The organism is Pseudomonas sp. LRP2-20, from assembly GCF_024349685.1.
Taxonomy (GTDB): Bacteria; Pseudomonadota; Gammaproteobacteria; order Pseudomonadales; family Pseudomonadaceae; genus Aquipseudomonas.
Genome location: NZ_AP025944.1, coordinates 1,129,280 through 1,154,520 on the forward strand (window position 1 = coordinate 1,129,280; position 25,241 = coordinate 1,154,520).

The window sequence follows — 25,241 nt, forward strand, 5'->3', positions numbered from 1 at the left end:
GTAACAGCATCTATATGGCCACCATCGCTGTTGCAAACGCATGACAGCACGGAAAAAAGGGAGCCCCATGAGCGAACCGGGACAAAAGCTGCGTCTGGGTGCACTGATCGCACTGGTGGTCGGTTCGATGATTGGTGGCGGGATCTTCTCGCTGCCGCAGAACATGGCAGCGCGTGCCGACGTCGGCGCCGTGCTGATTGGCTGGGCGATCACCGCCGTGGGCATGCTGGCCCTGGCCTTTGTGTTCCAGACCCTGGCCAACCGCAAGCCTGAGCTGGATTCGGGGGTATACGCCTACGCCAAGGCCGGGTTCGGCGAGTACATGGGGTTTTCCTCTGCCTGGGGCTACTGGATCAGTGCCTGGCTGGGCAACGTCGGCTACTTCGTGCTGTTGTTCAGCACCCTGGGCTTCTACTTCCCGGTGTTTGGCGAAGGCAACACGCCGATTGCCATCGGCTGCGCCTCGCTGCTGCTGTGGGCGGTGCACTTTCTGGTGCTGCGTGGCATCAAGGAGGCGGCGTTCATCAACCAGGTGACCACCGTGGCCAAGGTGGTGCCCCTGTTGATCTTCGTCGTCATCGCCGCCTTTGCTTTCCGCGCCGATATCTTCACCCGTGATATCTGGGGTCTGAGCAATCCGCAGTTCGGCAACGTGCTGAACCAGGTGCGCAACATGATGCTGGTCACGGTGTTCGTGTTCATCGGTATCGAGGGCGCCAGTGTCTATTCCGGGCGGGCGCAGCGCCGTTCCGACGTTGGCAAGGCCACGGTGATCGGCTTTCTCGGGGTGCTGGCGCTGCTGGTGCTGGTCAACGTGCTGTCGCTCGGGGTGATGACCCAGCCGGAGCTGGCCGGGTTGCAGAATCCGTCGCTGGCCTCGGTGCTGGAGCATATCGTCGGCCCTTGGGGGGCATTGCTGATCAGCATTGGCCTGGCAGTGTCGCTGCTCGGTGCCTTGCTGTCGTGGGCGTTGCTGTGTGCGGAGATTCTTTATGCCACGGCGCGTGACAAGACCATGCCGCGCTTTCTGGCCAAGGAAAACGCCAACCATGTGCCAGCCAATGCCCTGTGGCTGACCAACTGCATGATCCAGGGCTTTTTGCTGATTACCCTGGTTTCAGAAGGCACTTATACCAGCCTGATCTATCTCGCCTCGTCGATGATTCTGGTGCCCTACCTGTGGTCGGCGGCCTATGCGGTGTTGCTGGCCTGGCGCGGGGAGAGTTACCAAGGGCAGGCGGGGCTGCGGCGCAAGGACCTGCTGGTGGCGGCTGTGGCGCTGCTGTATGCGGTGTGGCTGCTGTACGCGGGCGGCCTCAAGTACCTGCTGCTGTCGGCGCTGCTGTATGCCCCAGGCGTCATCCTGTTTGCCCGGGCCAAGCATGAACAAGGGCAGACCCTGTTCACCACCTGGGAGAAGCTGATTTTCGCGGCAGTGCTGGCGGGGGCGGCACTGGCGGCCTACCTGCTGTATTCAGGGCTGCTGAGCTTGTGACACAGCCGGGCAGGGCTGTTCCGGGCGTGACCAGATCCACAGGTTGCCCAGGGTCATGCCGGCAATCGCCAGAAACACCGGCCAGTGGTGTTCGAGGAATATCAGCATCAGGGCGGCGCACAGCAGCATGCTGATGGTGGCGCTGACCTTGGCACGGCGCTGGATCACCTTGCCGTTGCGCCAGTTGTACAGGATCGGCCCGAACAGACGATGGTTCTCCAGCCAGGCGGACAGGCGCGGTGAACTGCGCGTTGCGGCCCAGGCGGCCAGCAGGATGAACTCGGTGGTCGGCAGGCCGGGGATGACGATGGCGACCAGGCCTATCCCCAAGCTCACGTAAGCCAGGATGCCATACAGCAGGCGGGACAGTTTCGAGCGGGCGGGTCGGGTCATGTTCTCACTGCGCAAAAACGTCCGGCCACCGGGAAGGTGGCCGGTTGGTGCGTATCAGGCCAGCGCGGCATCTGCGGCGTAGGCATGCTTGAGCAGTTCGGTGAAGCGCTCGAAGGCGGCAACCGCAGCGCGCTCGGCGGCGGCGTCTTCCTCGGGCGACAGCGCCAGGCCATCGAGGATACGGGTGAACTGCTTCCAGCCTTCGGCACGGCCACCGGCCGGCTCGCCGAGGTGGCGGGCACCGAAACTGTCGGACAATTCCAGGGCCACGGCACGCTTGATCAGGAACGCTGCGCCAAGTTTGGAGCCTTCTGACACGAAGATCCAGCCCATTGCCTCACCCAGGCTTGGGTTCTGCAGCGCGCCGGGCACGGCAGCTGGCACTTCGCTGCCGAGGTCGGCGAGGTCCAGGCGGGCCTGTTCGGCGCGGCAGCGCTCGGCCAGGTCGGGGACGATGGCGATCAGTTGCGGGTCGTTGTACAGCGCTTGCAGTTCGGCCTGGAACAGGTACTGGGCGACGACGAAGCGGGCGAAGCTTTCGCGGCTGTCGAAGGGGGCGTGGGATTTGACCAGGGCGTCGAGCTCGCTGTGCGGAGCGTGGGTGGCCTGGTTCAGGCGTTGCGAGCGCAGGGCTGGGCGGTCGGTCATGGGTGTGTCCTTGGTAAATGAGGGCGTCTAGTGACAAGACGAAACAGCGGGGGGGGGACAGTAAAAAAAGTGGGTTCTTCGATGTTGATGTGGCGCCTGTGAGATCGAGCGCCGCCCGCGCGGCGCATCGCGAGCTTTGCTCGCTCCTACGTTTGTTTCGGGCCAGTAAAGCCTGTGACAGGCGCGCGCGACCGCCTGGTCTGTACGACGTGATCTCGCGCCATGCGCCAAGTTGTTCGCGCGCAAATCCCCCAGGACTGATTGGCCCGAAACAAACGTAGGAGCGAGCAAAGCTCGCGATGCGCCGCGCGGGCGGCGCTCGGTCTCACAGGCGCTAAACCTCTCAAGCCCTACATCAGATATCCCACACCACATTGATGGCGAAGTTGCGCCCCGGCATGGTCAGGCGATCAAGGTTGGCCGGTTGGGTCACACCTGCTTCACCCTGGCCGTCGTAGCCGCGCACCGAATCCCACTGCCAGTACTTCTTGTCGGTCAGGTTGTACAGCCCGGCGTTGACGGTGACGTCGTCGGTCACTTTGTAGAAGCCGCTCAGGTCAAGCACGCCATAGCCGGGCGTGCGGAACTGCGAGCTCTGGCCGTCCGGTGCGAAGAACGTGGTGTCGTCGACACGGGTCTTGCGCTTGACCAGGGTCCAGCTCAGCAGGCCGCCGTAGTTCGGCTGCTCGTAACCCAGGCCGAACACGCCGGTCAGCGGGTTGACGCTGTTCAGTGGCTGCCCATTGTCATCGTTGCGGCCGTAGGCGTAGGCGATCGAGCCCTGGGTGTACAGGCCTTGCGGTGCGCCGAAGTGGTCGAGGTTCAGGCGGCCCTTGATCTCGGCGCCCTTGATGGTGGCGTGCTTGATGTTGTTGGCCTGGAAGGTGGTTTCCAGGTTGGCCGATTGCACGGCGTCTTCGTCGATGAAGTCGCGGTACTTGTTGTAGAACACCGCCACGTCGAAGTTGCCGGCGTCGAAGTTGCCACGCAGGCCGGTTTCGTAGCTCTTGCTCTTTTCCGGTTCGAGCCCGGGGTTGCCCTGCACGCTGTAGCCCAGGGTCGGGTTATCGAAGCGCCCGTACATCGACTTCGCGGTCGGGGTGCGGAAGCCTTCGGCGTACTGGCCGTACCAGGTGTAGTTGTCGTTGAAGGCGTAGGTCAGGCCGAACTTGGGCGAGACGCGGTGCCACTTCTTGTCCGAGTCGTCGAGGCTGCTTGGGGCGGTACCCGAACCCTGGATGCCACGCAGGAACTCCTCGGTGAACTTGGGCTCCATGCGCGTGTAGTCGTAGCGCGCGCCGGGCATGAAGGTCCAGTTGTTCCAGCGGATCTCATCCTGCACGAACAGGCTGTAGGTGTTCACGGTCGGGTCTGGGAAGTCGCTCACCAGCGCCTGGGCGTCGCTGGTGCTGACCTGGCCGATGGCGCGGCAGGTGCCACCGACCGCCAGGCAGGTGCCGGTGCCGCTGCGCGAGCCGGTGACCTTTTCGTGCTTGAGGGTGGTGCCGTAGGTCAGCAGGTGATCAGTGGCGCCGATGCTGAAGGCCTTGTCCAGCTGGGCGTCGAACACCCACTGGCGGTCCTTGTAGGTGGTGTCGCGGGTACGCAGCACGGTGCGGCTGAACGGGAAGTAGACTTCCTCGGTGCTCTGGTCGGTCTTGGCGACCTGATAGTTCAGGCTCCACTTGACGTGGTCGGCGACCAGCGAATCCAGGCCGAACTCATGGTTGATGCCGAAGCGCTCGCGGGTCACCGTGTCGTTGCCGCTGCGGCTGCGGTACATGCCCAGGCCGGTGCCGTTGGTGAACGGGCCGCCGACGGCGCTGAGGATGTTCTGGTCGCGGTCATCCTTGTAGCGCTCGTAGGTAAAACCCAGGCGAGCATCGTCGGCGTAGTTCCAGCCCAGCTTGGCCAGCACGTTGGTGGTGCGCACGTCTTCCGGGTTGGCCTCGGTGCGTGCCAGGCCGGTGCCGCCATGGCTGCCGTAGGACTCGGTCTCGTGGCCATTGCGCTGGCTCAGGTGCAGCAGGCCGTCGAAATCGCCGGTACGGCCAGCCACGGTAGCCGAGGTCAGCCAACTGTCGTCGGCTGAGCTGTAGCCGGTCTTCAGGCGTGCACCGACGTCCTTGCCGGGCTTGATGATGTCGTCCGGGTCGAGGGTGAAGTAGCTCACCGCGCCGCCGATGGCGTTGCTGCCGTACAGCACCGATGCCGGGCCGCGGAGGATTTCCACACGCTTGACGATCTCGGGGTCGACGTAGTTGCGCTGGGTCTGGGCGTAGGGGCCATAGAAGAAGCTGTCGGGGATCGACACGCCATCGACCTGGGTAAGGACGCGCTCGCCGTCGATGCCGCGGATGTTGTAGCCGTTCAGGCCGCTGCGCTGGCCGGTGCCCCCCACCGACACACCCGGTTCGTAACGGACCAGCTCCTGGATGTTGTTGACGTTCTGCCGGTCCAGTTGCTCGCGGGTCTGCACGGTCACGGTGCTCGGCACCTGGCTCACGTCCTGGGCGCTACGGGTGGCGCTGACGGTCATCTGCTGCAGGGCGACGACGTTGCCCGCCGACTGGCGTTCGAGCACTACGTTACCGTTGCTGATCTTGCGAAACCCCAGGCCGGTGCCCTGGAGCAGGCGCTTGAGGGCGGCGTCTGGCGGCAGCGAACCCTGAACGCCAGGCGACGCCACGCCGTCGGCCAGTTCGGCGCTGAAGCCGACCTGCCAGCCGGTGACCTTGCTGAAGGCGTTGATCGCCTCGACCAGAGGCTGCTGGGCAATGCTGAAGCGGTAGTCGCCCATGCGCGGGCTGCTGGCCTGGGCAGGTTCGGCGGCCAGCGCCGGCAGGCTGAAGGTACCTGTGGCGAGCAGCGCCAGCGTCAGCAGGGACAGCTGACCGGTACGGCGGGGAAGGGTGGACGGGCGAGTTGGACCTGTGGACATCGAAAGCGCTCCCTGACGCGCGAACTGTTATAGGTGATGACTGTTCTTGTTTTTAAACAAGAATCAGTTGCATTGGCTATAACGAGACGGGCGGGGTTGCGCGATCGCGTAAAAAAACTTGTAGGTCAGTTGATGATCACCACGGCGGGGAACTCGTGCAGTTGCGCCGAGGTGATGTGGGCCAGGGCGCGCAGGGTTTCCAGCGGCTGATCGAGGCGGTAGTTGCCGGTCACCGCCATGTCGTCGAGGTGGTCGTTGCGGTTGATGATCCAGCCGGGGTAATAGCGCCGCACTTCGGCCAATACCTGGCTCAAGGGGCAGTTCTCGAACACCAGGCGGCCATCGACCCAGGCCAGGTCCTTGTGCATGTCCGGGCGCTGGCGCTGGCCGAAGCCTTGCGGGCCGACACTGATGCTGTCGCCGGCACTGAGGCGGATGCGCTGGTTGCTGGCGGCCTGCAGGTCGACGTCGCCACGTTGCACGCGAACCTGCGCCTCGCCGTCGAGGTAGCGCACGGCAAAATCGGTGTCGCGCACCTGTGCACGCACGGGCCCGGCCTGCACTTCAAGCGGCAGCTGGGCGCTACCGGGCACCTGGAAATACGCCTCGCCCTGCAGCAGGCGCGCGACCTGGCGCCCGCCCTGCAGGTCGCTGGCGAAAGCGGAGTTGGTGTTGAGCAGGACCTTGGCGCCGTCATCCAGCTCCAGGCGCTGGCGCTCACCGACCACGGTCAGGTGGTCCGCCTGCAGGCGCACTGGCAGGTTGCCGAAGGTGAACAGCCCGACCAGCAGCACGGCGGCGGTCGCCAGTGGCTTCCAGTGGGCACGCAGGCGCCCGCGCAACGAGCGGCGCTGATGCTGGTGCAGGTGCAGGGCGGCCTGGCGCAGCGGGGTGCCGTTCCACAAGGCTTCGGCCTCGACATAGGCTTCGGCGTTTTCAGGGGCTGCGCTGAGCCATTGCTCGAAGGCCAGGGTGTCGGCCTCGCTGGCGCACTGCAGGCGCACGAGCCAGTCCAGCGCCTCGTCCAGCGCGCGGGCGCGGGCGTCGGGCCCGGTGGCTGGCGGGCGAGTGACGGGGCTGTCGGTCACGGTGGGTCCTTGCAGGTATTTTTGCGAATGATCAAGGCTGGGGCGAAGCATGGCAAGGGCAACGGCGCATTCGGCACGCCGGCGGTCGGCTCATTTGAGGCGGTCGGCCACGCCCATGCAGATCGCCATGATCAGTTTCAGTTCCTTCTGTACCGTGCTGGCCGAGACTTGCAGTTGCTCGGCAATTTCCAGGTAGCTGGCGCCGTGCAGGCGGCTGAGGATGAAGATGCGCTGCTGGCGTTCGGTCAGCTGGTTGAGGCTGACGCTCAGGTGCTTGAGCAGTTGTTCGGCGTGGGCGGCGTCCTCGCTGCTGCCGAGCGGGGACGCGACATTGTGCAGCACCTCGTCAGGCACATCGTCGACCAGCATGCGCGACTGCACCCGCCGTGTACGCAGGTGGTCCAGGGCGAGGTTGCGGGCGGTCTGGAAGACGAACGGCTCGAGGTGTTCGATGGGCCGTTCACCCAAGGCGCGGGATACCCGCAGGTAGGTTTCCTGCAACAGGTCCTCGGCCGTGCTGGGGTTGCCCACCATGCGTTGCAGGGTGCGCAGCAGGGAAAGGCGCTGGACGAGGAAGACGGAGTTGAACCGGGACTGACTCACGGGGGGACCTGGCCGACGAAAGGTTAATGATAATGCTTATCATCTTGCGCTCAGGTCAAGCTGGGAATTGTTAGGGAAAGGTAAAGATTGTGAGTGTTTGGGGGCTTGGATGGGTATGTCTGGAGATATTCAGCGCCTGTGAGACCGAGCGCCGCCCGCGCGGCGCATCGCGAGCTGCGCTCGCTCCTACGTTTGTTTCGGGCCAGTTATTCCTGGGGGATTTGCGCGCGGACGCTTTGGGGTATGGCGCGATATCGCGTTGTACCAACAAGGCGCTCGCGCGCGCCTGTCACAGGCGTTACTGGCCCGAAACAAACGTAGGAGCGAGCGCAGCTCGCGATGCGCCGCGCGGGCGGCGCTCGATCTCACAGGCGCCAAAAACCTACAGCCAGGAAGAGCCCCTCAGCGCGCGCTGGCCAACGCCAGGCAGTTGTCCAGCATGCGGTTGGAGAACCCCCACTCGTTGTCATACCAGGCCAGCACCTTGAGCATCCGCCCGTTGGCGCGGGTATGGTTGGCATCGAAGATCGACGACAGCGGGTTGTGGTTGAAATCGCAAGACACCAGCGGCAGGGCGTTGTAGCCGAGCACCTTGGAGTGCCGGCTGGCTTCGAGGAACAGCTGGTTGACCTGCTCGGCGGTGGCCTCGCGCTTGAGGTTGACGGTAAGGTCGACCAGTGACACGTTGATCACCGGTACGCGCACGGCCATGCCGGTGAGCTTGCCGGCCAGCTCCGGCAGCACCAGGCCCACGGCCTCGGCGGCGCCGGTCTTGCTCGGGATCATCGACTGGGTGGCCGAGCGGGCGCGGTACGGGTCGCTGTGGTAGACGTCGGTCAGCACCTGGTCGTTGGTGTAGGCGTGGATGGTGGTCATCAGCCCCTGTTCGATGCCGAACTCGCGGTGCAGCACCTGAGCGATCGGCGCCAGGCAGTTGGTGGTGCACGAGGCGTTGGAGATGACCTGGTGCGAAGCCCGCAGGATATCGTGGTTGACCCCGTACACCACGGTGGCATCGACGCCCTTGCCCGGTGCCGAGACGATCACCTTGCCGGCGCCAGCAGCCAGGTGTGCGGCGGCCTTGGCGCGGTCGGTGAACAGCCCGGTGCATTCGAACACCACGTCGATCGCTTCGGCCTTCCAGGGCAGTTCGGCCGGGTTGCGGATGGCACTGACCGCGATACGGTCACCATTGACCGTGAGGCTTTCATGGTCGGCCTCGACCACTGCATCGAAGGTGCCGTGCACGCTGTCATATTTGAGCAGGTGGGCGTTCATCGCGCTGTCACCCAGGTCGTTGATGGCGACGACCTGCAGGTCCTGGCGGTAGCCTTGGGTATAAAGTGCGCGCAATACATTGCGCCCGATGCGGCCGAATCCATTGATGGCGATACGTAGGGTCATGGCAGTACCTCTGGCGGTCCGAGTGAAACCTGTGGCAAAAAGACGCTTCACTGAAACGGTTTTGTTGTTGGAATTACAAGATTATTCACTGGCCGATAGAAAACAAGCCTTTTTGATGGCAGTATTTTGTTTAAACATACAACGAGTGGTTGGGCGCAATGCCTCCCCCGATGTTGCGATCCCCTCTACCATGAGCCTAGGCCGCAATCGTTTGGAGGGGAAATGCCCGGTAAACCGCCCTTACAATTAGCCTGGAGTCCAGTACATGCATCCGCGCATCCTTGAGGTCACCCAACGGCTGATCGAACGTAGCCGTGCCACCCGCGAACGCTACCTGCAGCTGATTCGTGGCGCGGCCAGTGACGGCCCCATGCGTGCCAGCCTGCAATGCGCCAACTTCGCCCACGGTGTGGCCGGTTGCGGCGCCGAGGACAAGCAGACCCTGCGCTTGATGAACGCGGCCAACGTCGCCATCGTCTCGGCCTACAACGACATGCTCTCGGCGCACCAGCCGTATCTGCATTTCCCTGACCAGATCAAGCAGGCCCTGCGCGAGGTCGGCTCGGTCGGCCAGTTCGCCGGTGGCGTGCCGGCCATGTGCGACGGCGTGACTCAAGGCGAGCCGGGTATGGAACTGGCTATCGCCAGCCGCGAAGTGATCGCCATGTCCACGGCGGTAGCGCTGTCGCACAACATGTTCGACGCAGCGTTGATGCTCGGCATCTGCGACAAGATCGTCCCCGGGCTGATGATGGGGGCGCTGCGCTTCGGCCATCTGCCGACCATCTTCGTTCCGGGCGGGCCGATGGTTTCCGGCATTTCCAACAAGCAGAAGGCCGACGTGCGCCAGCGCTATGCCGAAGGCAAGGCCAGCCGCGAGGAACTGCTCGAGTCGGAAATGAAGTCCTACCACAGCCCCGGCACCTGCACGTTCTACGGCACTGCCAACACCAACCAGCTGGTGATGGAAGTCATGGGCCTGCACCTGCCAGGTGCCTCGTTCGTCAACCCTTACACCCCGCTGCGCGATGCCCTGACCGCCGAGGCAGCACAGCAGGTCACGCGCATGACCAAGGCCAGTGGCAGCTTCATGCCGCTGGGCGAGATCGTCGACGAGAAGGCGCTGGTCAACTCCATCGTGGCGTTGCACGCTACCGGCGGCTCGACCAACCACACCCTGCACATCCCGGCAATCGCCCAGGCGGCCGGCATCCAGCTGACCTGGCAGGACATGGCCGACCTGTCCGAAGTGGTGCCGACCCTGTCCCACGTCTACCCCAATGGCAAGGCCGACATCAACCACTTCCAGGCCGCTGGCGGCATGGCCTTCCTGATCCGTGAACTGCTCGATGCCGGGCTGTTGCACGAAGACGTCAACACCGTGGCTGGCCACGGCCTGCGCCGCTATACCCAGGAGCCGTTCCTCGACAACGGCAAGCTGGTGTGGCGCGAAGGGCCGCAGCAGAGCCTGGACGAGAGCATCCTGCGCCCGGTGGCGCGGCCATTCTCGGCCGAAGGCGGCCTGCGGGTGATGGAAGGCAACCTGGGCCGTGGCGTGATGAAGGTCTCGGCGGTAGCGCCTGAGCACCAGGTGGTCGAGGCGCCGGCACGGGTGTTCCATGACCAGCAGTCGCTGGCCGATGCCTTCAAGGCCGGTGAGCTGGAGTGCGATTTCGTTGCCGTGGTGCGCTTCCAGGGCCCGCGCTGCAACGGCATGCCCGAGCTGCACAAGCTGACGCCGTTCCTCGGCGTGCTGCAGGACCGCGGCTACAAGGTGGCGCTGGTGACCGACGGGCGCATGTCAGGCGCTTCGGGCAAGATCCCGGCGGCCATCCACGTCTGCCCCGAAGCGTTCGATGGTGGGCCGCTGGCACGCGTGCGTGATGGTGATATCGTGCGGGTCGATGGCGTCGAAGGCACGCTGCGGGTCATGGTGTCGGCAGAAGAGCTGGCCAGCCGTGAGCTGCCGCCCGCGCCCCAGGGCAACGACCTGGGCTGCGGCCGTGAACTGTTCGGCTTCATGCGCATGGCGTTCAGCCCGGCAGAGCAGGGTGCGAGCGCCTTCACCTCGGCCCTGGAGAACCTCAAATGAAGGACCTGCTGGTTGGCGACATCGGTGGCACCAATGCCCGTTTTGCGTTGTGGCGTGACAACCAGCTGTGCCAGGTGCAGGTCTTCGCCACGGCGGATTACACCAGCCCGGAACAGGCCATCGAGGCTTACCTGCAAGGCCAGGGTATCGCCCGTGGCGGCCTTGCCGCTGTGTGCCTGGCGGTGGCCGGGCCGGTGAATGGTGATGAGTTCCGCTTCACCAACAACCACTGGCGGCTGAGCCACAAGGCGTTTTGCCAGACCTTGCAGGTCGAGCGGCTGCTGCTGATCAACGACTTTTCTGCCCAGGCCCTGGGCATGACCCGGCTGCAACCCGGCGAGTACCGTGAGGTCTGCGCAGGCCAGGCGGACCCGACGCGGCCCGCGCTGGTGATCGGCCCGGGTACTGGCCTGGGCGTTGGCAGTCTGCTGCGCCTGGGCGAGCAGCACTGGCTGGCGCTGCCGGGTGAGGGTGGGCATGTCGACCTGCCGGTGGGCAATGCCCGCGAGGCGGCGCTCCATCAGCAGATGCACGACCAGATCGGCCACGTCAGCGCCGAGACCGTCCTCAGTGGTGGTGGCCTGGTGCGCTTGTATCAGGCCATGTGCGCGCTGGACGGCGACACGCCCCGACACACATCCCCGGCGCAGGTCACCGATGCGGCCCTGGGCGGCGAACCACGGGCGCTGGCCGTCATCGAGCAGTTCTGCCGCTTCCTCGGGCGCGTGGCTGGTAACAATGTGCTGACCCTCGGCGCACGCGGCGGGGTGTACATTGTCGGTGGCGTGATCCCGCGTTTTGCCGAGCTGTTCCTGCGCAGCGGTTTTGCCGCCAGCTTTGCCGACAAGGGCTGCATGAGTGGCTACTTCGCGGGCGTGCCGGTGTGGTTGGTGACTGCCGAATTCTCTGGCCTGCTCGGTGCCGGGGTGGCACTGCAGCAAACCCTGGATCACTGATACTCTCGAACAGGCTGCACCGTGACAGCAGGCGAAAAGACCTGCGACAACAAGAGGGCGGGATACCTTGAGCACTGCCGGAAAATCGATCCTGATGGTCGACGACGATCAGGAAATTCGTGAACTGCTGCAAACCTACCTGAGCCGCGCCGGCTTCCAGGTCCACGGCGAAGCCGACGGCCAGGGTTTTCGCCGCGCCTTGGAAAACGCCCACTGCGACCTGGTGATCCTCGACGTCATGCTCCCCGACGAAGACGGCTTCAGCCTGTGCCGCTGGGTGCGCCAGCACCCGCGCCAGTCGCGGGTACCGATCATCATGCTGACCGCCAGCTCCGATGAAGCCGACCGCGTCATCGGCCTGGAACTGGGGGCCGATGATTACCTGGGCAAGCCGTTCAGCCCGCGTGAGCTGCAGGCGCGCATCAAGGCCCTGTTGCGCCGCAGCGAGTTCGGCCAGGCCGCGCCAGCCAGTGCCGTGCTGGCCTTCGATGACTGGCGTCTGGATACCGTCAGCCACCGCCTGTTCCACCGCGATGGTGAAGAGGTGATTCTGTCCGGGGCCGACTTCGCCCTGCTCAAGCTGTTTCTCGATCACCCTCAACAGATTCTCGACCGCGACACCATCGGCAACGCCACCCGTGGCCGCGAGCCGATGCCGCTGGACCGCATCGTCGACATGGCGGTCAGCCGCCTGCGCCAGCGCCTGCGCGACACCGACAAGCCGCCGCGGCTGATCCGCACCGTGCGTGGCAGTGGTTACCTGCTGGCTGCCCATGTCTGCTGCGCTTCCTGAGCGACGCTGGCGCCTGCTGCCGCGCTCGCTGCTGGGGCGCATGCTGCTGCTGACCCTGTTCGTGGTGCTGCTGGCCCAGGGCCTGTCGAGCCTGATCTGGGTTGCCCAGTTGCGTGCCAGCCAGTTGCAGGGGCTGCGCGCCAGTGCCGGGAGCCTGGCCCATTCCATGAGCGCCAGCGTCAGCTACTTCCGCTCGTTGCCGGTGGCCTATCGGCCGATGGTGCTCGATCAATTGCGCAGCATGGGTGGCACGCGCTTCTTCGTGTCGCTCAACGACAAGCCGCTGGACATGCCGGTGTTGCCCATCACGCCACGCAAGCAGGCGGTGATCGACGTGTTCCAGCAGGTGCTGCACGAACGCCTGGGGGAGCAGATGGAAATCTCCGTCGAATTCGTCGCCCCCGATGACCTGCGCATCTTCAACAGCGGCCTGAAGCTCGATGAGCTGCCGCGCTCGTGGGCGCATTACTCGCTGACCCTGGAGCCGCTCAACCCGCCAGTGCTGGTGACCCAGATCCGCCTGGACCAGGGCGAGTGGCTGTACATCGCATCCTTGCTGCCCGAGCCTTACACCAGCCTCGAAAGCGAACGCCTGCCGCGCCAGCAGATCGGCTTCATTGTCCTCACCACGGCCTTGCTGCTGTTGTTCATCGGCTTGCTGGTGCACTGGCAGAGCTGGCCGCTCAAGCGCCTGGCCCGCGCCGCGCGTGAGCTGTCATTGGGCGCGGATGTGGCGCCGGTGGCCGAGGGCGGCGGCAGCGAGGTGGTCGAAGTGGGGCGGGCGTTCAACAGCATGCGCGAGCGCATCAGCCGTTACCTGACCGAGCGTTCCCAGTTGTTCAGCGCCATTTCCCACGACCTGCGCACACCGATCACGCGCTTGCGCCTGCGCGTGGAACTGCTCGAGGACGAGCGCCTGCAGGCCAAGTTCAGCCAGGACCTCGACGAGCTGGAGCTGCTGGTCAAAGGGGCACTGCAATGCGTCAAGGACACCGACATCCACGAGAACATCGAGCCGATCGACCTCAACCAGGTGCTGGAGATTCTCGCCGAGCCCTATCTGGGTGACGGCCGTATTACCGTCGAAGGGCGAGCCCTGTCGCCGTACCCGGGCAAGCCGCTGGCCCTGCGCCGCTGCATCGGCAACCTGATCGACAATGCCATCAAGTATGGCGAGCGGGCACACCTGCGGATCATCGACAATGCCGAGGGCTTTGTCCTGCAGGTGGATGACCAGGGCCCCGGCGTGCCGCAACAGCAGATGGAGCAGGTGTTCGAGCCGCATTTTCGCCTGGCCGGCAAGCAGCAGGGCTATGGCCTGGGCCTGGGTATCGCGCGCAACATCGCCCATAGCCATGGCGGCGAAGTGAGCCTGCTCAACCTGCGCGAAGGTGGCTTGCGGGTGACGCTCTATCTACCAAGAGGCGTGGATTGATCCGTGTCACAGATTGGTGACACATCCGTCCCCCTTCGTGACATACCAGTCAGGACGGCTGGCTAGACTTCACCGACGACACGCAAGGAACGCGCTGGCCCATGAATACTCCTGATCTGGCCCCCGGCAGTTGGCTGGGTTCAACCGTACATGCCGCCTGGCTGCAGGCTGAAGGGCAACGCCTGCTGGCGTTTGCCAGGGCTTCGCAGTTGCCTGAGGGCTTCGGCTGCCTCGATGCACAAGGTTGCCTGCCGTCCGCTGCTGGCAGCGAAACCCTGCAGACCACGCGCATGACCCACAGCTTCGCCCTGGCTCATCTTCAGGGTGTGCCCGGCTGCCTGCCATTGGTCGAGCATGGCGTCAGCGCCCTGCGCGGTGCCTTGCACGATGCTCGCCACGGCGGCTGGTTCGCTCACCCGCCAGGGCAGGGCGACAGCGCCAAGGCTGCCTACCTGCATGCCTTCGTCGCGTTGGCCGCAAGCTCTGCGGTGGTCGCGGGTGCCATGGGTGCTCAGGGCTTGCTGGTGGATGCCATCCATACCCTCGAAGCGCGGTTCTGGAGCGAGGAGCAGGGCGCCCTGCGCGAGTCGTTTTCCAGCGACTGGCAGCAGGCGCAGGCCTATCGCGGGGCCAACAGCAACATGCACGCCACCGAGGCATTCCTGGCGCTGGCCGATGTCACCGGCGATACGCTGTGGCTCGATCGCGCCCTGCGTATCGCCCAGCGCATCATCCACACCCATGCCGCCGCCAACGGCTTTCGGGTGGTCGAGCATTTCGACGCGCACTGGCAGCCGCTGCCGCACTACAACCGCGAGGATCCCGCCAACCACTTTCGGCCTTATGGCACCACGCCTGGCCATGCATTCGAATGGGCGCGGCTGCTGCTGCATCTGGAAGCGGCTCGCGATCTGGCCGGGCTGCATGCACCGGACTGGTTGCTGGGCTGTGCCCGTGGCCTGTTCGACAGCGCCTGCCGTGATGCCTGGAACGTCGATGGCAGCAAGGGCATCGTCTACACCCTGGACTGGGACAACCGCCCGGTGGTGCGCGAGCGCCTGCACTGGGTGCATGCCGAAGCCTGCGCCAGTGCGGCAGCCCTGCTGCGCCGTACCGGCGAGGCGCAGTATGAGCGCTGGTACCGCTGCTTCTGGGATTTCATCGACTGCCATTTCATCGACCGAGCGGCCGGCAGCTGGCATCACGAACTTGACCCGGGCAACCGGCCTGCCGCGACCATCTGGGCGGGCAAGCCGGACCTCTATCACGCCTATCAGGCGGTACTGTTGCCGGGGTTGCCGTTGGCGCCGAGCCTGGCAACTGCCGTTTCAGGTCATGTAACCAAACGATGACATTCGCGCATCGCTTCGTTACCTGGCGAAGCGGGCACGCTGATTAGACTCCATGCAATGCAAGCGACCGACTTGCCCGGCATAACAACAAGAAAGGTATTCCGATGACTTCGACTCTCCGCCTCGCCGCCGCGATCTCCCTCGCCTCGCTCTTGCCGCTCAGTGTCTGCGCCGCCGAATCCAAAGGCAGCGTCGAAGTGGTGCACTGGTGGACCTCCGGTGGTGAAAAAGCTGCTGTGGATGTGCTCAAGGATCAGGTCGAGAAGGATGGCTTCACCTGGAAGGACGGCGCTGTCGCCGGTGGCGGTGGTGCTACGGCCATGACCGTGCTCAAGAGCCGCGCAGTGGCGGGCAATCCGCCGGGCGTCGCGCAGATCAAGGGGCCGGACATCCAGGACTGGGCTGCCACCGGCCTGCTCGATACCAATGTGCTCAAGGACGTTGCCAAGGACGAAAAGTGGGACTCGCTGCTCGACAAGAAGGTCGCCGACACCGTTAAGTACGACGGTGACTATGTCGCCGTACCGGTCAACATCCACCGCATCAACTGGCTGTGGATCAATCCGGAGGTCTTCAAGAAGGCTGGCATCGACAAGGCGCCGACCACCCTCGACGAATTCTACGCCGCGGCCGACAAGCTCAAGGCCGCCGGTTTCATCCCGCTCGCCCACGGCGGCCAGCCCTGGCAGGACAGCACGGTGTTCGAAAGCGTGGTGCTGGCTGTGATGGGGTCAGAGGGCTACAAGAAAGCCATGGTCGACCTGGACGAATCGGCGCTGACCGGGCCCGAGATGGTCAAGGCGCTCACCGAGCTGAAGAAGGTCGCCACCTACATGGACCCGGACGGCAAGGGCCAGGACTGGAACCTGGAGGCGGCCAAGGTCATCAACGGCAAGGCCGGCATGCAGATCATGGGTGACTGGGCCAAGAGCGAGTGGACGCTGGCCAAGAAGACCGCCGGCAAGGACTACCAGTGCGTGCCGTTCCCCGGCACTGAAAAGGCGTTCCTCTACAACATCGACTCGCTGGTGGTGTTCAAGCAGAACGACAAGGGCACAGCTGCCGGCCAGCAGGACATCGCTCGCAAGGTGCTTGGCGATAACTTCCAGAAGGTCTTCAGCATCAACAAGGGCTCGATCCCGGTGCGCAACGACATGCTCGCCGACATGGGCAAGTACGGTTTCGATGCCTGCGCCCAGACCTCCGCCAAGGACTTCCTCGCCGACGCCAAGAGCGGCGGCCTGCAGCCGAGCATGGCGCACAACATGGCCACCACGCTGGCCGTGCAAGGCGCATTCTTCGATGTGGTGACCAACTACATCAACGACCCCAAGGCCGACCCGGCCGATGCGGCGAAGAAGCTGGCGGCGGCGATCAAGGCTGCCAAGTAGCCATCTCGAGGCTGGCGAAATCCCTGTGGGAGCGGGTCTACCCGCGAAGAGCACATCGCGGTGCCGGGCACCGGCTATGCCGGTGTTCGCGGGTAAACCCGCTCCCACAGGTGATGTGTTGACTCTAACCTGGTGGCTAACATGACTACACTGACCGCCCAATTGCGGGTCTCCCCCCTGGACGCGCTGCAGCGCTGGCTTCCGAAGCTGGTACTGGCGCCAAGCATGTTCATCGTCCTGGTGGGCTTCTATGGCTACATCCTCTGGACCTTCGTCCTGTCCTTCACCACCTCGACCTTCCTGCCGACCTACAAGTGGGCCGGCCTGGCGCAATACGCCCGGCTGTTCGACAACGACCGCTGGTGGGTGGCGAGCAAGAACCTGATGCTGTTCGGCGGCCTGTTCATCGCCATCAGCCTGGCCATTGGTGTGCTGCTGGCGGTGCTGCTGGACCAGCGCATCCGCCGCGAAGGCTTCATCCGCACCATTTACCTGTACCCCATGGCGCTGTCGATGATCGTCACCGGCACCGCCTGGAAATGGCTGCTCAACCCCGGCATGGGTCTGGACAAGCTGCTGCGCGACTGGGGCTGGGAGGGCTTTCGCCTGGACTGGCTGATCGACCCTGACCGGGTGGTGTACTGCCTGGTGATCGCCGCCGTGTGGCAGGCCTCGGGCTTCATCATGGCGATGTTCCTCGCCGGCTTGCGTGGTGTCGACCAATCGATCATCCGTGCCGCGCAAATCGACGGTGCCAGCCTGCCGCGCATCTACTGGACCGTGGTGCTGCCCAGCCTGCGGCCGGTGTTCTTCAGCTCGCTGATGATCCTGGCGCACATTGCCATCAAGAGCTTTGACCTGGTGGCGGCGATGACTGCCGGCGGCCCGGGCTACTCCTCCGACCTGCCGGCGATGTTCATGTACTCCTTCACCTTCAGCCGCGGCCAGATGGGCATGGGCTCGGCCAGCGCCATCCTCATGCTCGGGGCGATCCTGGCGATCCTCGTGCCGTACCTGTACTCGGAGCTGCGGAGCAAGCGCCATGCATAGTCCAACTGACAGACCGGCACTGAGCCTCAGCCGGGTCGCCATCCATGCCGTGCTGCTGTTCGCCGTCCTGCTGTATCTGGTGCCCCTGGTGGTGATGCTGCTGACCAGCTTCAAGTCCCCGGAAGACATCAGCACCGGCAACCTGCTGAGCTGGCCAACCGTGGTCACCGGCATCGGCTGGGTCAAGGCCTGGGGCACGGTCAGCGGCTACTTCTGGAACTCGATCATGATCACCGTGCCTGCGGTGCTGATCTCCACCGCCATCGGTGCGCTTAACGGCTACGTGCTGTCGATGTGGCGCTTCCGCGGCTCGCAACTGTTCTTCGGCCTGCTGCTGTTCGGTTGCTTCCTGCCGTTCCAGACCGTGCTGCTGCCGGCGTCGTTCACCCTCGGCAAGCTGGGCCTGGCCAGCACCACCAGCGGCCTGGTGCTGGTGCACGTGGTCTACGGCCTGGCCTTCACCACGCTGTTCTTCCGCAACTTCTACGTGAGCATTCCCGATGCCCTGGTCAAGGCCGCGCGCCTGGATGGCGCCGGCTTCTTCACCATCTTCCGCCGCATCATCCTGCCGATGTCGACACCGATCATCATGGTCTGCCTGATCTGGCAGTTCACCCAGATCTGGAACGACTTCCTGTTTGGCGTGGTGTTCTCCAGCGGCGACTCGCAACCGATCACCGTGGCCCTGAACAACCTGGTCAACACCAGCACCGGGGCCAAGGAATACAACGTCGACATGGCGGCGGCGATGATCGCCGGCCTGCCAACCCTGCTGGTCTACGTGGTGGCAGGCAAATATTTCGTCCGCGGGCTCACGGCCGGTGCGGTCAAGGGGTAAGTCATGGCAACGCTCGAACTTCGCAATGTGAACAAGACCTACGGCAGCGGCCTGCCGGACACCCTCAAGGACATCCAGCTGTCGATCAGGGACGGCGAGTTCCTGATCCTGGTCGGCCCCTCGGGCTGCGGCAAGTCGACCCTGATGAACTGCATCGCCGGGCTTGAGAACATCACCGGCGGCGCGATCCTCATCGACGACCAGGACGTCAGCGGCATGAGCCCCAAGGACCGCGACATCGCCATGGTGTTCCAGTCCTATGCGCTGTACCCGACCATGAGCGTGCGCGAGAACATCGAGTTCGGCCTGAAGATCCGCAAGATGCCGCAGGCGGCCATCGATGAAGAAGTGGCGCGGGTGGCCAAGTTGCTGCAGATCGAGCACTTGCTCGCGCGCAAGCCGGCGCAGCTGTCCGGTGGCCAGCAACAGCGTGTGGCCATGGGCCGGGCGCTGGCGCGGCGGCCGAAGATCTACCTGTTCGACGAGCCGCTGTCCAACCTCGACGCCAAGCTGCGGGTCGAGATGCGCACCGAAATGAAACTGATGCACCAGCGCCTGAAGACCACCACGGTGTATGTCACCCACGACCAGATCGAGGCCATGACCCTGGGCGACAAGGTGGCGGTGATGAAGGATGGCATCATCCAGCAGTTCGGCACCCCGCAACAGATCTACAACGACCCGGCCAACCAGTTCGTCGCCAGCTTCATCGGCTCGCCGCCGATGAATTTCATTCCGGTGCGCCTGGCTAAGCAGGACGGGCGCCTGCTGGCGCTGCTCGACAGTGGCCAGGCGCGCTGCGAATTGCCGTTGGGGCCGGCCAACGATGACCTCGAAGGCCGCGAGATCATCCTCGGCATCCGCCCCGAACAGATCGCCCTGGGCGCAGGCGAGGGCAACGGCCTGCCGGGTATCCGCGCCGAAGTGCAGGTGACCGAGCCCACCGGGCCAGACTTGCTGGTGTTCGTCACCCTCAACCAGACCAAGGTCTGCTGCCGCCTGGCGCCAGATGTCGCCTGTCGGGTGGGCGATAGCCTGAACCTGCAGTTCGACCCGGCGCGGGTGCTGCTGTTCGACGCCGACAGCGGCGAACGTCTGCACCTGGCCAGCAGCATTACCGCGGTAAAGGACAATGTGGCTCACTTCAAGGGCCGCTGATTCGTCTACACCACCAATAAGAAAAAAGAGGACGCAAAGGGATGGAACAGCGCAATCGCATCAGGACCTTGGGTTCACTGGCCCTGCTCGCCGTGGTTGGCAGCAGCGGCGTGCAGGCTGCCGAGGCATTTTCCAGCGAATCGAAATGGATGACCGGCGACTGGGGCGGCACCCGCACCGAGCTGCTGGACAAAGGCTATGACTTCACCCTCGACTACGTCGGCGAGGTCGCCGGTAACCTGCATGGCGGCTACAACGACGACAAGACTGCACGCTACAGTGACCAGTTCGCCCTCGGTGCGCACCTGGACCTGCAGAAGATCCTCGGTTGGCACGATGCCGAGTTCAAGCTGGCGATTACCGAGCGCAGTGGCCGCAACCTGTCCAACGACCGCATCAGTGACCCGCGCGCCGGGCAGTTCAGTTCGGTGCAGGAAGTGTGGGGCCGCGGCCAGACCTGGCGCCTGACGCAGATGTGGGTCAAGCAGAAGTACTTCGACGGTGCGCTGGACGTGAAAGTCGGCCGTTTCGGTGAGGGCGAGGACTTCAACAGCTTCCCCTGCGACTTCCAGAACCTGGCTTTCTGCGGCTCGCAGGTGGGCAACTGGGTCGGCGGCATCTGGTATAACTGGCCGGTCAGCCAGTGGGCGCTGCGGGTCAAGTACAACATCACCCCGGAGTTCTTCGTCCAGGTCGGAGCCTACGAGCAGAACCCGTCGAACCTGGAGACCGGCAATGGCTTCAAGCTCAGCGGCAGCGGCACCAAGGGCGCGATCCTGCCGGTGGAGATGGTCTGGTCGCCCAAGGTCAATGACCTGCCGGGTGAGTACCGCCTGGGTTATTACTACAGCACGGCCAAGGCCGATGATGTGTTCGAAGACCTCAACGGCAACCCGCAGGCGCTCACCGGCGAGGCCTTCAAGTCGCACTCGAGCAAGCACGGCTGGTGGGTGGTGGCGCAGCAGCAGGTTACCGCCCATGGCGGCGACATCAATCGCGGCCTGAGCCTGTTCGCCAACTTCACCGTGCACGACAAAGCCACCAACGTGGTCGACAACTACCAGCAGGTCGGCCTGGTCTACAAAGGCGCCTTCGATGCCCGGCCCAAGGACGACATCGGCTTTGGCGTAGCCCGCATCCACGTGAACGATGACGTGAAGAAGCGCGCCGAGTTGCTCAATGCCCAGAGCGGCATCGACGACTACGACAACCCGGGCTTCGTGCCGCTGCAACGCACCGAGTACAACGCCGAGCTCTACTACGGCTTCCACGTCACCAACTGGCTGACCGTGCGGCCCAACCTGCAGTACATCAAGAGCCCGGGCGGTGTGGATGAAGTGGACAACGCGCTGGTCGCAGGTTTGAAGATTCAGTCGTCTTTCTGAGCCTACTTGTTGTAAATTTACGCCAATCCAAATTCGGCTCCCGGCACCCACTGGCTTGCAGTGGCTGTCGGGGCTGGGCCGAGACAGCGCTATCTCAAACAACAAGAGCTTGGAACCATGCCTGAACATCCGCTACATCGCTTCTTTTCCTCGCAGCGGCCCCGGCCGACATTCGAGTGGGAGCGTTACCAGCAGCGCGATGTGCTGATCATTGACCATCCCCGTTGCCAGGCGGTGTTCAGCCGCCAGGGCGCGCAACTGCTGCACTTTCAGCCGGCGGGGGAACGGCCTTGGCTGTGGTGCGCCGAGCAATGGCCGCAAGTGGGCGCCATTCGCGGAGGTGTGCCGGTGTGCTGGCCCTGGTATGGTCGCCATCCCAGTGAAGACCTGTGGCCCGCCCATGGTTGGGCGCGCTTGCTGGACTGGAAGCTGGTGGACAGCCGCGAAGACGAGGAGGGTGTGAGCCTGAAGTGGCGGCTGGACCTGTGCGACTGGCAGGTTGACCTGCACGCCAGGCTAGGCAGCCGCATGGAATTGAGCCTGAGCACCGAGCACCAGGACAGCGAGCCCTGCCAGCTGAGCCATGCGCTGCTGGCTTACTGGCGTATCAGTGACGTGTCCGAGATAGCGCTGTCCGGGCTTGAGGATATCGAAGGCTATGACCGCCTGAGCCGTCAGGCCTGCCGTGAAGACGGTGCGCTCAAGCTCAAGGGTGGCTGCCAGAAGGTCTACCCGGGCACGCCACGGGTGCAGTTGCAGGACCCGGCCTGGGAGCGGGAATTGTGCATCGACACTGGCGACAGCGACGACACCGTCGTCTGGCATCCGGGCAATCGGCCGCTGATGGGCGTCAGCGGCCGTGAATGCCAGGGTTTCGTCTGCGTCGAGGCGGCCAGTGGCAGTGGCCAGGGCCTGAGCCTGGCGCCGGGGCAGCGTGCGCACCTGCGGCTGCAGGCGCACCGGCTCAGTTGAGCTCGTCGTCCTCGATCGGGTAGCGACTGGCGTTGAGGCTTTCCTTGATCTTGCGCAGGTGCGGCTGGAAGTCCACGCCACGGCGCAGGGTCATGCCGGTGGCCAGTACGTCGAGCACGGTCAGCTGGATGATCCGCGAAGTCATCGGCATGTAGATGTCGGTGTCTTCCGGCAGCGGGATGTGCAGGCTCAGGCTGCAGGCCTGGGCCAACGGCGAACCGGCTGCGGTCAGGCCGAGCACCGAGGCACCGTTTTCCCGGGCCAGGCGCGCCACTTCGACCAGTTCGCGGGTGCGGCCGGTGTAGGAAATGATCACGAACAGGTCACCGGTGTGTGCCACCGAGGCCAGCATGCGCTGCATCAGCACGTCGGCATGGGCCGACACCGCGAGGTTGAAGCGGAAGAACTTGTGCTGGGCATCAAGGGCTACCGGGGCCGAGGCGCCGAGGCCGAAGAAGTGGATCTGCCGGGCCTGGATCATCATGTCCACGGCGCGGCTGACCTGTTGCGGGTCGAGTTGCTGGCAGGCGCTGTCGAGCGAGGCGATGGCGCTGCCGAAGATTTTCTGGGTGTAGGCTGCCGGGTCGTCGTCGGCTTCCACCGCGCGGCTGACGTAAGCGGCGCCGCTGGCCAGGCTCTGCGCCAGCTGCAGCTTGAGTTCCGGGTAGCCGCTGACGCCGAACGAACGGCAGAAGCGGTTGACGGTCGGTTCGCTGACCTTGGCTGCCTGGGCCAACGCGGCGATGCTGAAGCGGGTGGCTTGTTGCGGGTTGAGCAGGATGACTTCGGCGACTTTGCGTTCGGCCTTGTTCAGCTCGTCGAGGCGTCCCTGGATCTGTTCCAGGAGGTTTCGCACGCGGTCCATGGGTGTGTCCTTGGGTCGGGAAGACAGCCGGCTGTGGGAGCAGCAGGCTTTTTGCACGGTCGTCTATCGTACTGTCGGTGCGGTTGACGTACCACTTGTCTGTAACGCTTGTGTGTAATGTTGTGGTTTTTACTACATTATCCCTTGAAAACCGTGTGTGAAAGCGGTATTCCTAGACCAACTTTAGGAAAGAACCAACATCATGGCTGCGATCAGTGTCGAACCTTGCACCTTTGCCCTGTTTGGCGCCCTTGGCGACCTGGCATTGCGCAAGTTGTTTCCTGCGCTCTACCAGCTCGACCGTGCCAACCTACTGCACGCCGACACCCGCCTGCTGGCGCTGGCCCGCGAGGCCGGCAGCGCCGAGGATCACCTGAACACCATCGAAGCGCACCTGCGCCGGCATGTGGCCGAGGCTGACATCGAGCCCGCCGCGCTGGGGCGTTTCCTCGGCCGCCTGCGCTACCAGCACCTGGATTTCCTGCAGCCCGAGGGCTACCAGGCCCTGGCCGAACAACTGACTGGCGACCAGCCGCTGATCGCCTACTTTGCCACGGCGGCGGCCGTCTACGGCGCTATCTGCGAAAACCTCGACAAGGCTGGCCTGGCTGCGCGCACCCGGGTGGTGCTGGAAAAGCCCATCGGCCATGATCTGGAGTCGTCGCGGCGGGTCAACGATGCCGTGGCGCGCTTCTTCCCGGAGAGCCGGGTCTATCGCATCGACCATTACCTGGGCAAGGAAACGGTGCAGAACCTGATCGCCCTGCGCTTTGCCAACAGCCTGTTCGAAACCCAATGGAACCAGAATTCCATCTCCCACGTGGAGATCACCGTGGCAGAGAAGGTCGGCATCGAGGGCCGCTGGGGCTACTTCGACAAGGCCGGCCAGCTGCGTGACATGATCCAGAACCACCTGCTGCAGCTGCTCTGCCTGATCGCCATGGACCCGCCCAGCGATCTGTCGGCCGACAGCATCCGTGACGAGAAGGTCAAGGTGCTCAAGGCACTGGCACCGATCACCGGCGAAGGCTTGAGCACCCGTGTGGTGCGTGGCCAGTACATCGCCGGCTACAGCGACGGCAAGCCAGTGCCCGGTTACCTGGAAGAAGACAATTCCAACGCCCAGAGCGACACCGAAACCTTCGTTGCCCTGCGCGCCGATATTCGCAACTGGCGCTGGTCGGGCGTGCCGTTCTACCTGCGTACCGGTAAACGCATGCCGCAGAAGCTGTCGCAGATCGTCATCCACTTCAAGGAAACGCCGCACTACATCTTCGCCCCGGAACAGCGTTTGCAGATCGGTAACAAGCTGATCATCCGCCTGCAACCGGACGAAGGCATATCCTTGCGGGTGATGACCAAGGAGCAGGGCCTGGACAAGGGCATGCAGCTGCGCAGTGGCCCGCTGCAGCTGAATTTTTCCGACACCTGGCGCAGTGCGCGGATTCCGGATGCCTACGAGCGCTTGCTGCTTGAGGTGATGCGCGGCAACCAGAACCTGTTCGTGCGCAAGGACGAGATCGAGTACGCCTGGAAATGGTGTGACCAGTTGATCGCCGGCTGGCGTAACGCGGGCGATGCGCCCAAGCCTTACGCGGCGGGCTCCTGGGGGCCGATGAGCTCGATTGCATTGATCACGCGCGATGGGAGGGCGTGGTATGGCGATATCTGATTTGAAGCTGCCGGCGGCCGTGCAGGTGCACGACCTGGCGGATGCCAGGACACTGGCCGCAACTCTGGCCCGCGACGTGGCCGAGCGCCTGCGTGCAGCCATTGCTGCCAAGGGCCAGGCCAGCGTGGTGCTGTCTGGCGGCCGCAGCCCGGTGCCGTTCCTCGAGCAGCTGGCCAGCGAACAGTTGGACTGGACCAAGATTACCGTCAGCCTGGCCGACGAGCGCTGGGTGCCGGTGGAGCACGCCGACAGCAATGCCGGGTTGCTGGCTCGCCACTTGTTCAAGGGGCCTGCCGCCAAGGCCCGCTTCGTCGGGCTCTATCAGCAGGCCGAAAACCTCGATGCGGCTGCAGCCATTGCCGATCAAGCGTTGGCAGAGCTACCGCCAATCGACGTACTGGTGCTGGGCATGGGCGACGATGGCCATACCGCCTCGCTGTTCCCCAATAGCCCCAACCTCGTCGAAGGGCTGGACCCGAGCAGCAAGCGCCGATGCCTGCCGATGCTGGCCCCGAGTGTGCCGCACCAGCGCCTGTCGATGACCCGCCCACTGCTGGCCAGTGCAGCGTTCATCGCGCTGTCCGTGCAAGGCCCGGGCAAACTCGCTACCCTGCGCGCCGCGCTGGCGGGCAACGACCTTTCCGAAATGCCGATTCGCGCCTTTCTTCACGACCCCCTGGACATCTACTGGTGCCCATGAGCCAAGGATC

Annotated in this window: 21 protein-coding genes; 14 read left to right on the forward strand and 7 right to left on the reverse strand. The window is 64.4% G+C overall.

What is annotated here, in order from left to right; genetic code table 11:
* Positions 1–67: 67 nt before the first annotated feature.
* A complete protein-coding gene (gene arcD, locus OCX61_RS04905) occupies positions 68–1,495 on the forward strand; it encodes an arginine-ornithine antiporter (RefSeq protein WP_261942835.1) in 1,428 nt (475 codons plus the stop codon).
* Here arcD and OCX61_RS04910 read toward each other — a convergent pair.
* The 6 genes from OCX61_RS04910 to gap form a co-directional block, all read right to left on the reverse strand.
* On the reverse strand, positions 1,475–1,888 hold the full coding sequence (locus OCX61_RS04910; RefSeq protein ID WP_261942836.1) for a YbaN family protein: 414 nt from the start codon (positions 1,886–1,888) through the stop codon (positions 1,475–1,477). The genes arcD and OCX61_RS04910 overlap by 21 nt on opposite strands.
* Positions 1,889–1,942: 54 nt before the next feature.
* Entirely contained in the window at positions 1,943–2,536 is a 594-nt protein-coding gene (locus OCX61_RS04915) for a biliverdin-producing heme oxygenase (protein WP_261942837.1), read from the reverse strand.
* A 355-nt stretch (positions 2,537–2,891) separates the two neighbouring features.
* Positions 2,892–5,477: a TonB-dependent receptor gene (locus OCX61_RS04920; protein ID WP_261942838.1), complete on the reverse strand. Its 2,586-nt coding sequence runs from the start codon at positions 5,475–5,477 to the stop codon at positions 2,892–2,894.
* Positions 5,478–5,602: 125 nt separating this feature from the next.
* Positions 5,603–6,565, reverse strand: a complete 963-nt coding sequence (locus OCX61_RS04925) for a FecR family protein (RefSeq protein WP_261942839.1) — start codon at positions 6,563–6,565, stop codon at positions 5,603–5,605.
* 90 nt (positions 6,566–6,655) lie between these two features.
* Positions 6,656–7,168 (reverse strand): RNA polymerase sigma factor, encoded by a 513-nt coding sequence (locus OCX61_RS04930; protein ID WP_085673511.1) that lies wholly within the window; start codon positions 7,166–7,168, stop codon positions 6,656–6,658.
* A gap of 402 nt (positions 7,169–7,570) precedes the next feature.
* Positions 7,571–8,572: a type I glyceraldehyde-3-phosphate dehydrogenase gene (gene gap, locus OCX61_RS04935; protein WP_261942840.1), complete on the reverse strand. Its 1,002-nt coding sequence runs from the start codon at positions 8,570–8,572 to the stop codon at positions 7,571–7,573.
* Between the two features lie 265 nt (positions 8,573–8,837).
* Between gap and edd the strand changes: the two genes are divergently transcribed.
* The 11 genes from edd to OCX61_RS04990 all read left to right on the forward strand — a co-directional run bounded on the left by edd (position 8,838) and on the right by OCX61_RS04990 (position 21,994).
* Entirely contained in the window at positions 8,838–10,664 is a 1,827-nt protein-coding gene (edd, locus tag OCX61_RS04940; RefSeq protein WP_261942841.1) for a phosphogluconate dehydratase, read from the forward strand.
* On the forward strand, positions 10,661–11,620 hold the full coding sequence (locus OCX61_RS04945) for a glucokinase (protein ID WP_261942842.1): 960 nt from the start codon (positions 10,661–10,663) through the stop codon (positions 11,618–11,620). Before edd ends, OCX61_RS04945 begins: the two co-directional genes overlap by 4 nt.
* A 67-nt stretch (positions 11,621–11,687) precedes the next feature.
* Positions 11,688–12,413 (forward strand): two-component system response regulator GltR, encoded by a 726-nt coding sequence (gene gltR / locus OCX61_RS04950; protein WP_261942843.1) that lies wholly within the window; start codon positions 11,688–11,690, stop codon positions 12,411–12,413.
* Complete coding sequence (locus tag OCX61_RS04955) at positions 12,394–13,848, forward strand: ATP-binding protein (RefSeq protein ID WP_261942844.1); 1,455 nt, start codon at positions 12,394–12,396, stop codon at positions 13,846–13,848. Before gltR ends, OCX61_RS04955 begins: the two co-directional genes overlap by 20 nt.
* A 101-nt stretch (positions 13,849–13,949) precedes the next feature.
* On the forward strand, positions 13,950–15,200 hold the full coding sequence (locus OCX61_RS04960; RefSeq protein WP_261942845.1) for a D-mannose isomerase: 1,251 nt from the start codon (positions 13,950–13,952) through the stop codon (positions 15,198–15,200).
* A 104-nt stretch (positions 15,201–15,304) separates the two neighbouring features.
* On the forward strand, positions 15,305–16,591 hold the full coding sequence (locus OCX61_RS04965) for an ABC transporter substrate-binding protein (protein WP_261942846.1): 1,287 nt from the start codon (positions 15,305–15,307) through the stop codon (positions 16,589–16,591).
* 141 nt (positions 16,592–16,732) lie between these two features.
* Complete coding sequence (locus tag OCX61_RS04970; protein WP_261942847.1) at positions 16,733–17,641, forward strand: carbohydrate ABC transporter permease; 909 nt, start codon at positions 16,733–16,735, stop codon at positions 17,639–17,641.
* Positions 17,634–18,479 (forward strand): carbohydrate ABC transporter permease, encoded by an 846-nt coding sequence (locus OCX61_RS04975; RefSeq protein ID WP_261942848.1) that lies wholly within the window; start codon positions 17,634–17,636, stop codon positions 18,477–18,479. Before OCX61_RS04970 ends, OCX61_RS04975 begins: the two co-directional genes overlap by 8 nt.
* A 3-nt stretch (positions 18,480–18,482) precedes the next feature.
* Positions 18,483–19,637, forward strand: coding sequence for an ABC transporter ATP-binding protein (locus tag OCX61_RS04980; RefSeq protein WP_261942849.1), 1,155 nt, complete (start codon positions 18,483–18,485; stop codon positions 19,635–19,637).
* Positions 19,638–19,678: 41 nt separating this feature from the next.
* The gene (locus tag OCX61_RS04985) at positions 19,679–21,022 is read left to right on the forward strand and encodes a carbohydrate porin (protein ID WP_261942850.1); all 1,344 of its coding nucleotides are present in this window, start codon (positions 19,679–19,681) and stop codon (positions 21,020–21,022) included.
* Between the two features lie 117 nt (positions 21,023–21,139).
* Entirely contained in the window at positions 21,140–21,994 is an 855-nt protein-coding gene (locus OCX61_RS04990) for a D-hexose-6-phosphate mutarotase (protein ID WP_261942851.1), read from the forward strand.
* Here the strand turns inward: OCX61_RS04990 and hexR are convergent.
* Positions 21,987–22,850 carry a DNA-binding transcriptional regulator HexR gene (gene hexR / locus OCX61_RS04995; protein WP_177326722.1) on the reverse strand — a complete coding sequence of 288 codons (864 nt, stop codon included), beginning with the start codon at positions 22,848–22,850 and terminating at the stop codon, positions 21,987–21,989. The two genes, OCX61_RS04990 and hexR, sit on opposite strands and share 8 nt — an antisense overlap.
* A gap of 211 nt (positions 22,851–23,061) precedes the next feature.
* Here hexR and zwf point away from each other — a divergent pair, with 211 nt between their 5' ends.
* Positions 23,062–24,531, forward strand: a complete 1,470-nt coding sequence (gene zwf / locus OCX61_RS05000) for a glucose-6-phosphate dehydrogenase (protein ID WP_261942852.1) — start codon at positions 23,062–23,064, stop codon at positions 24,529–24,531.
* On the forward strand, positions 24,518–25,231 hold the full coding sequence (gene pgl, locus OCX61_RS05005; protein ID WP_261942853.1) for a 6-phosphogluconolactonase: 714 nt from the start codon (positions 24,518–24,520) through the stop codon (positions 25,229–25,231). Before zwf ends, pgl begins: the two co-directional genes overlap by 14 nt.
* Positions 25,232–25,241 lie beyond the last annotated feature (10 nt).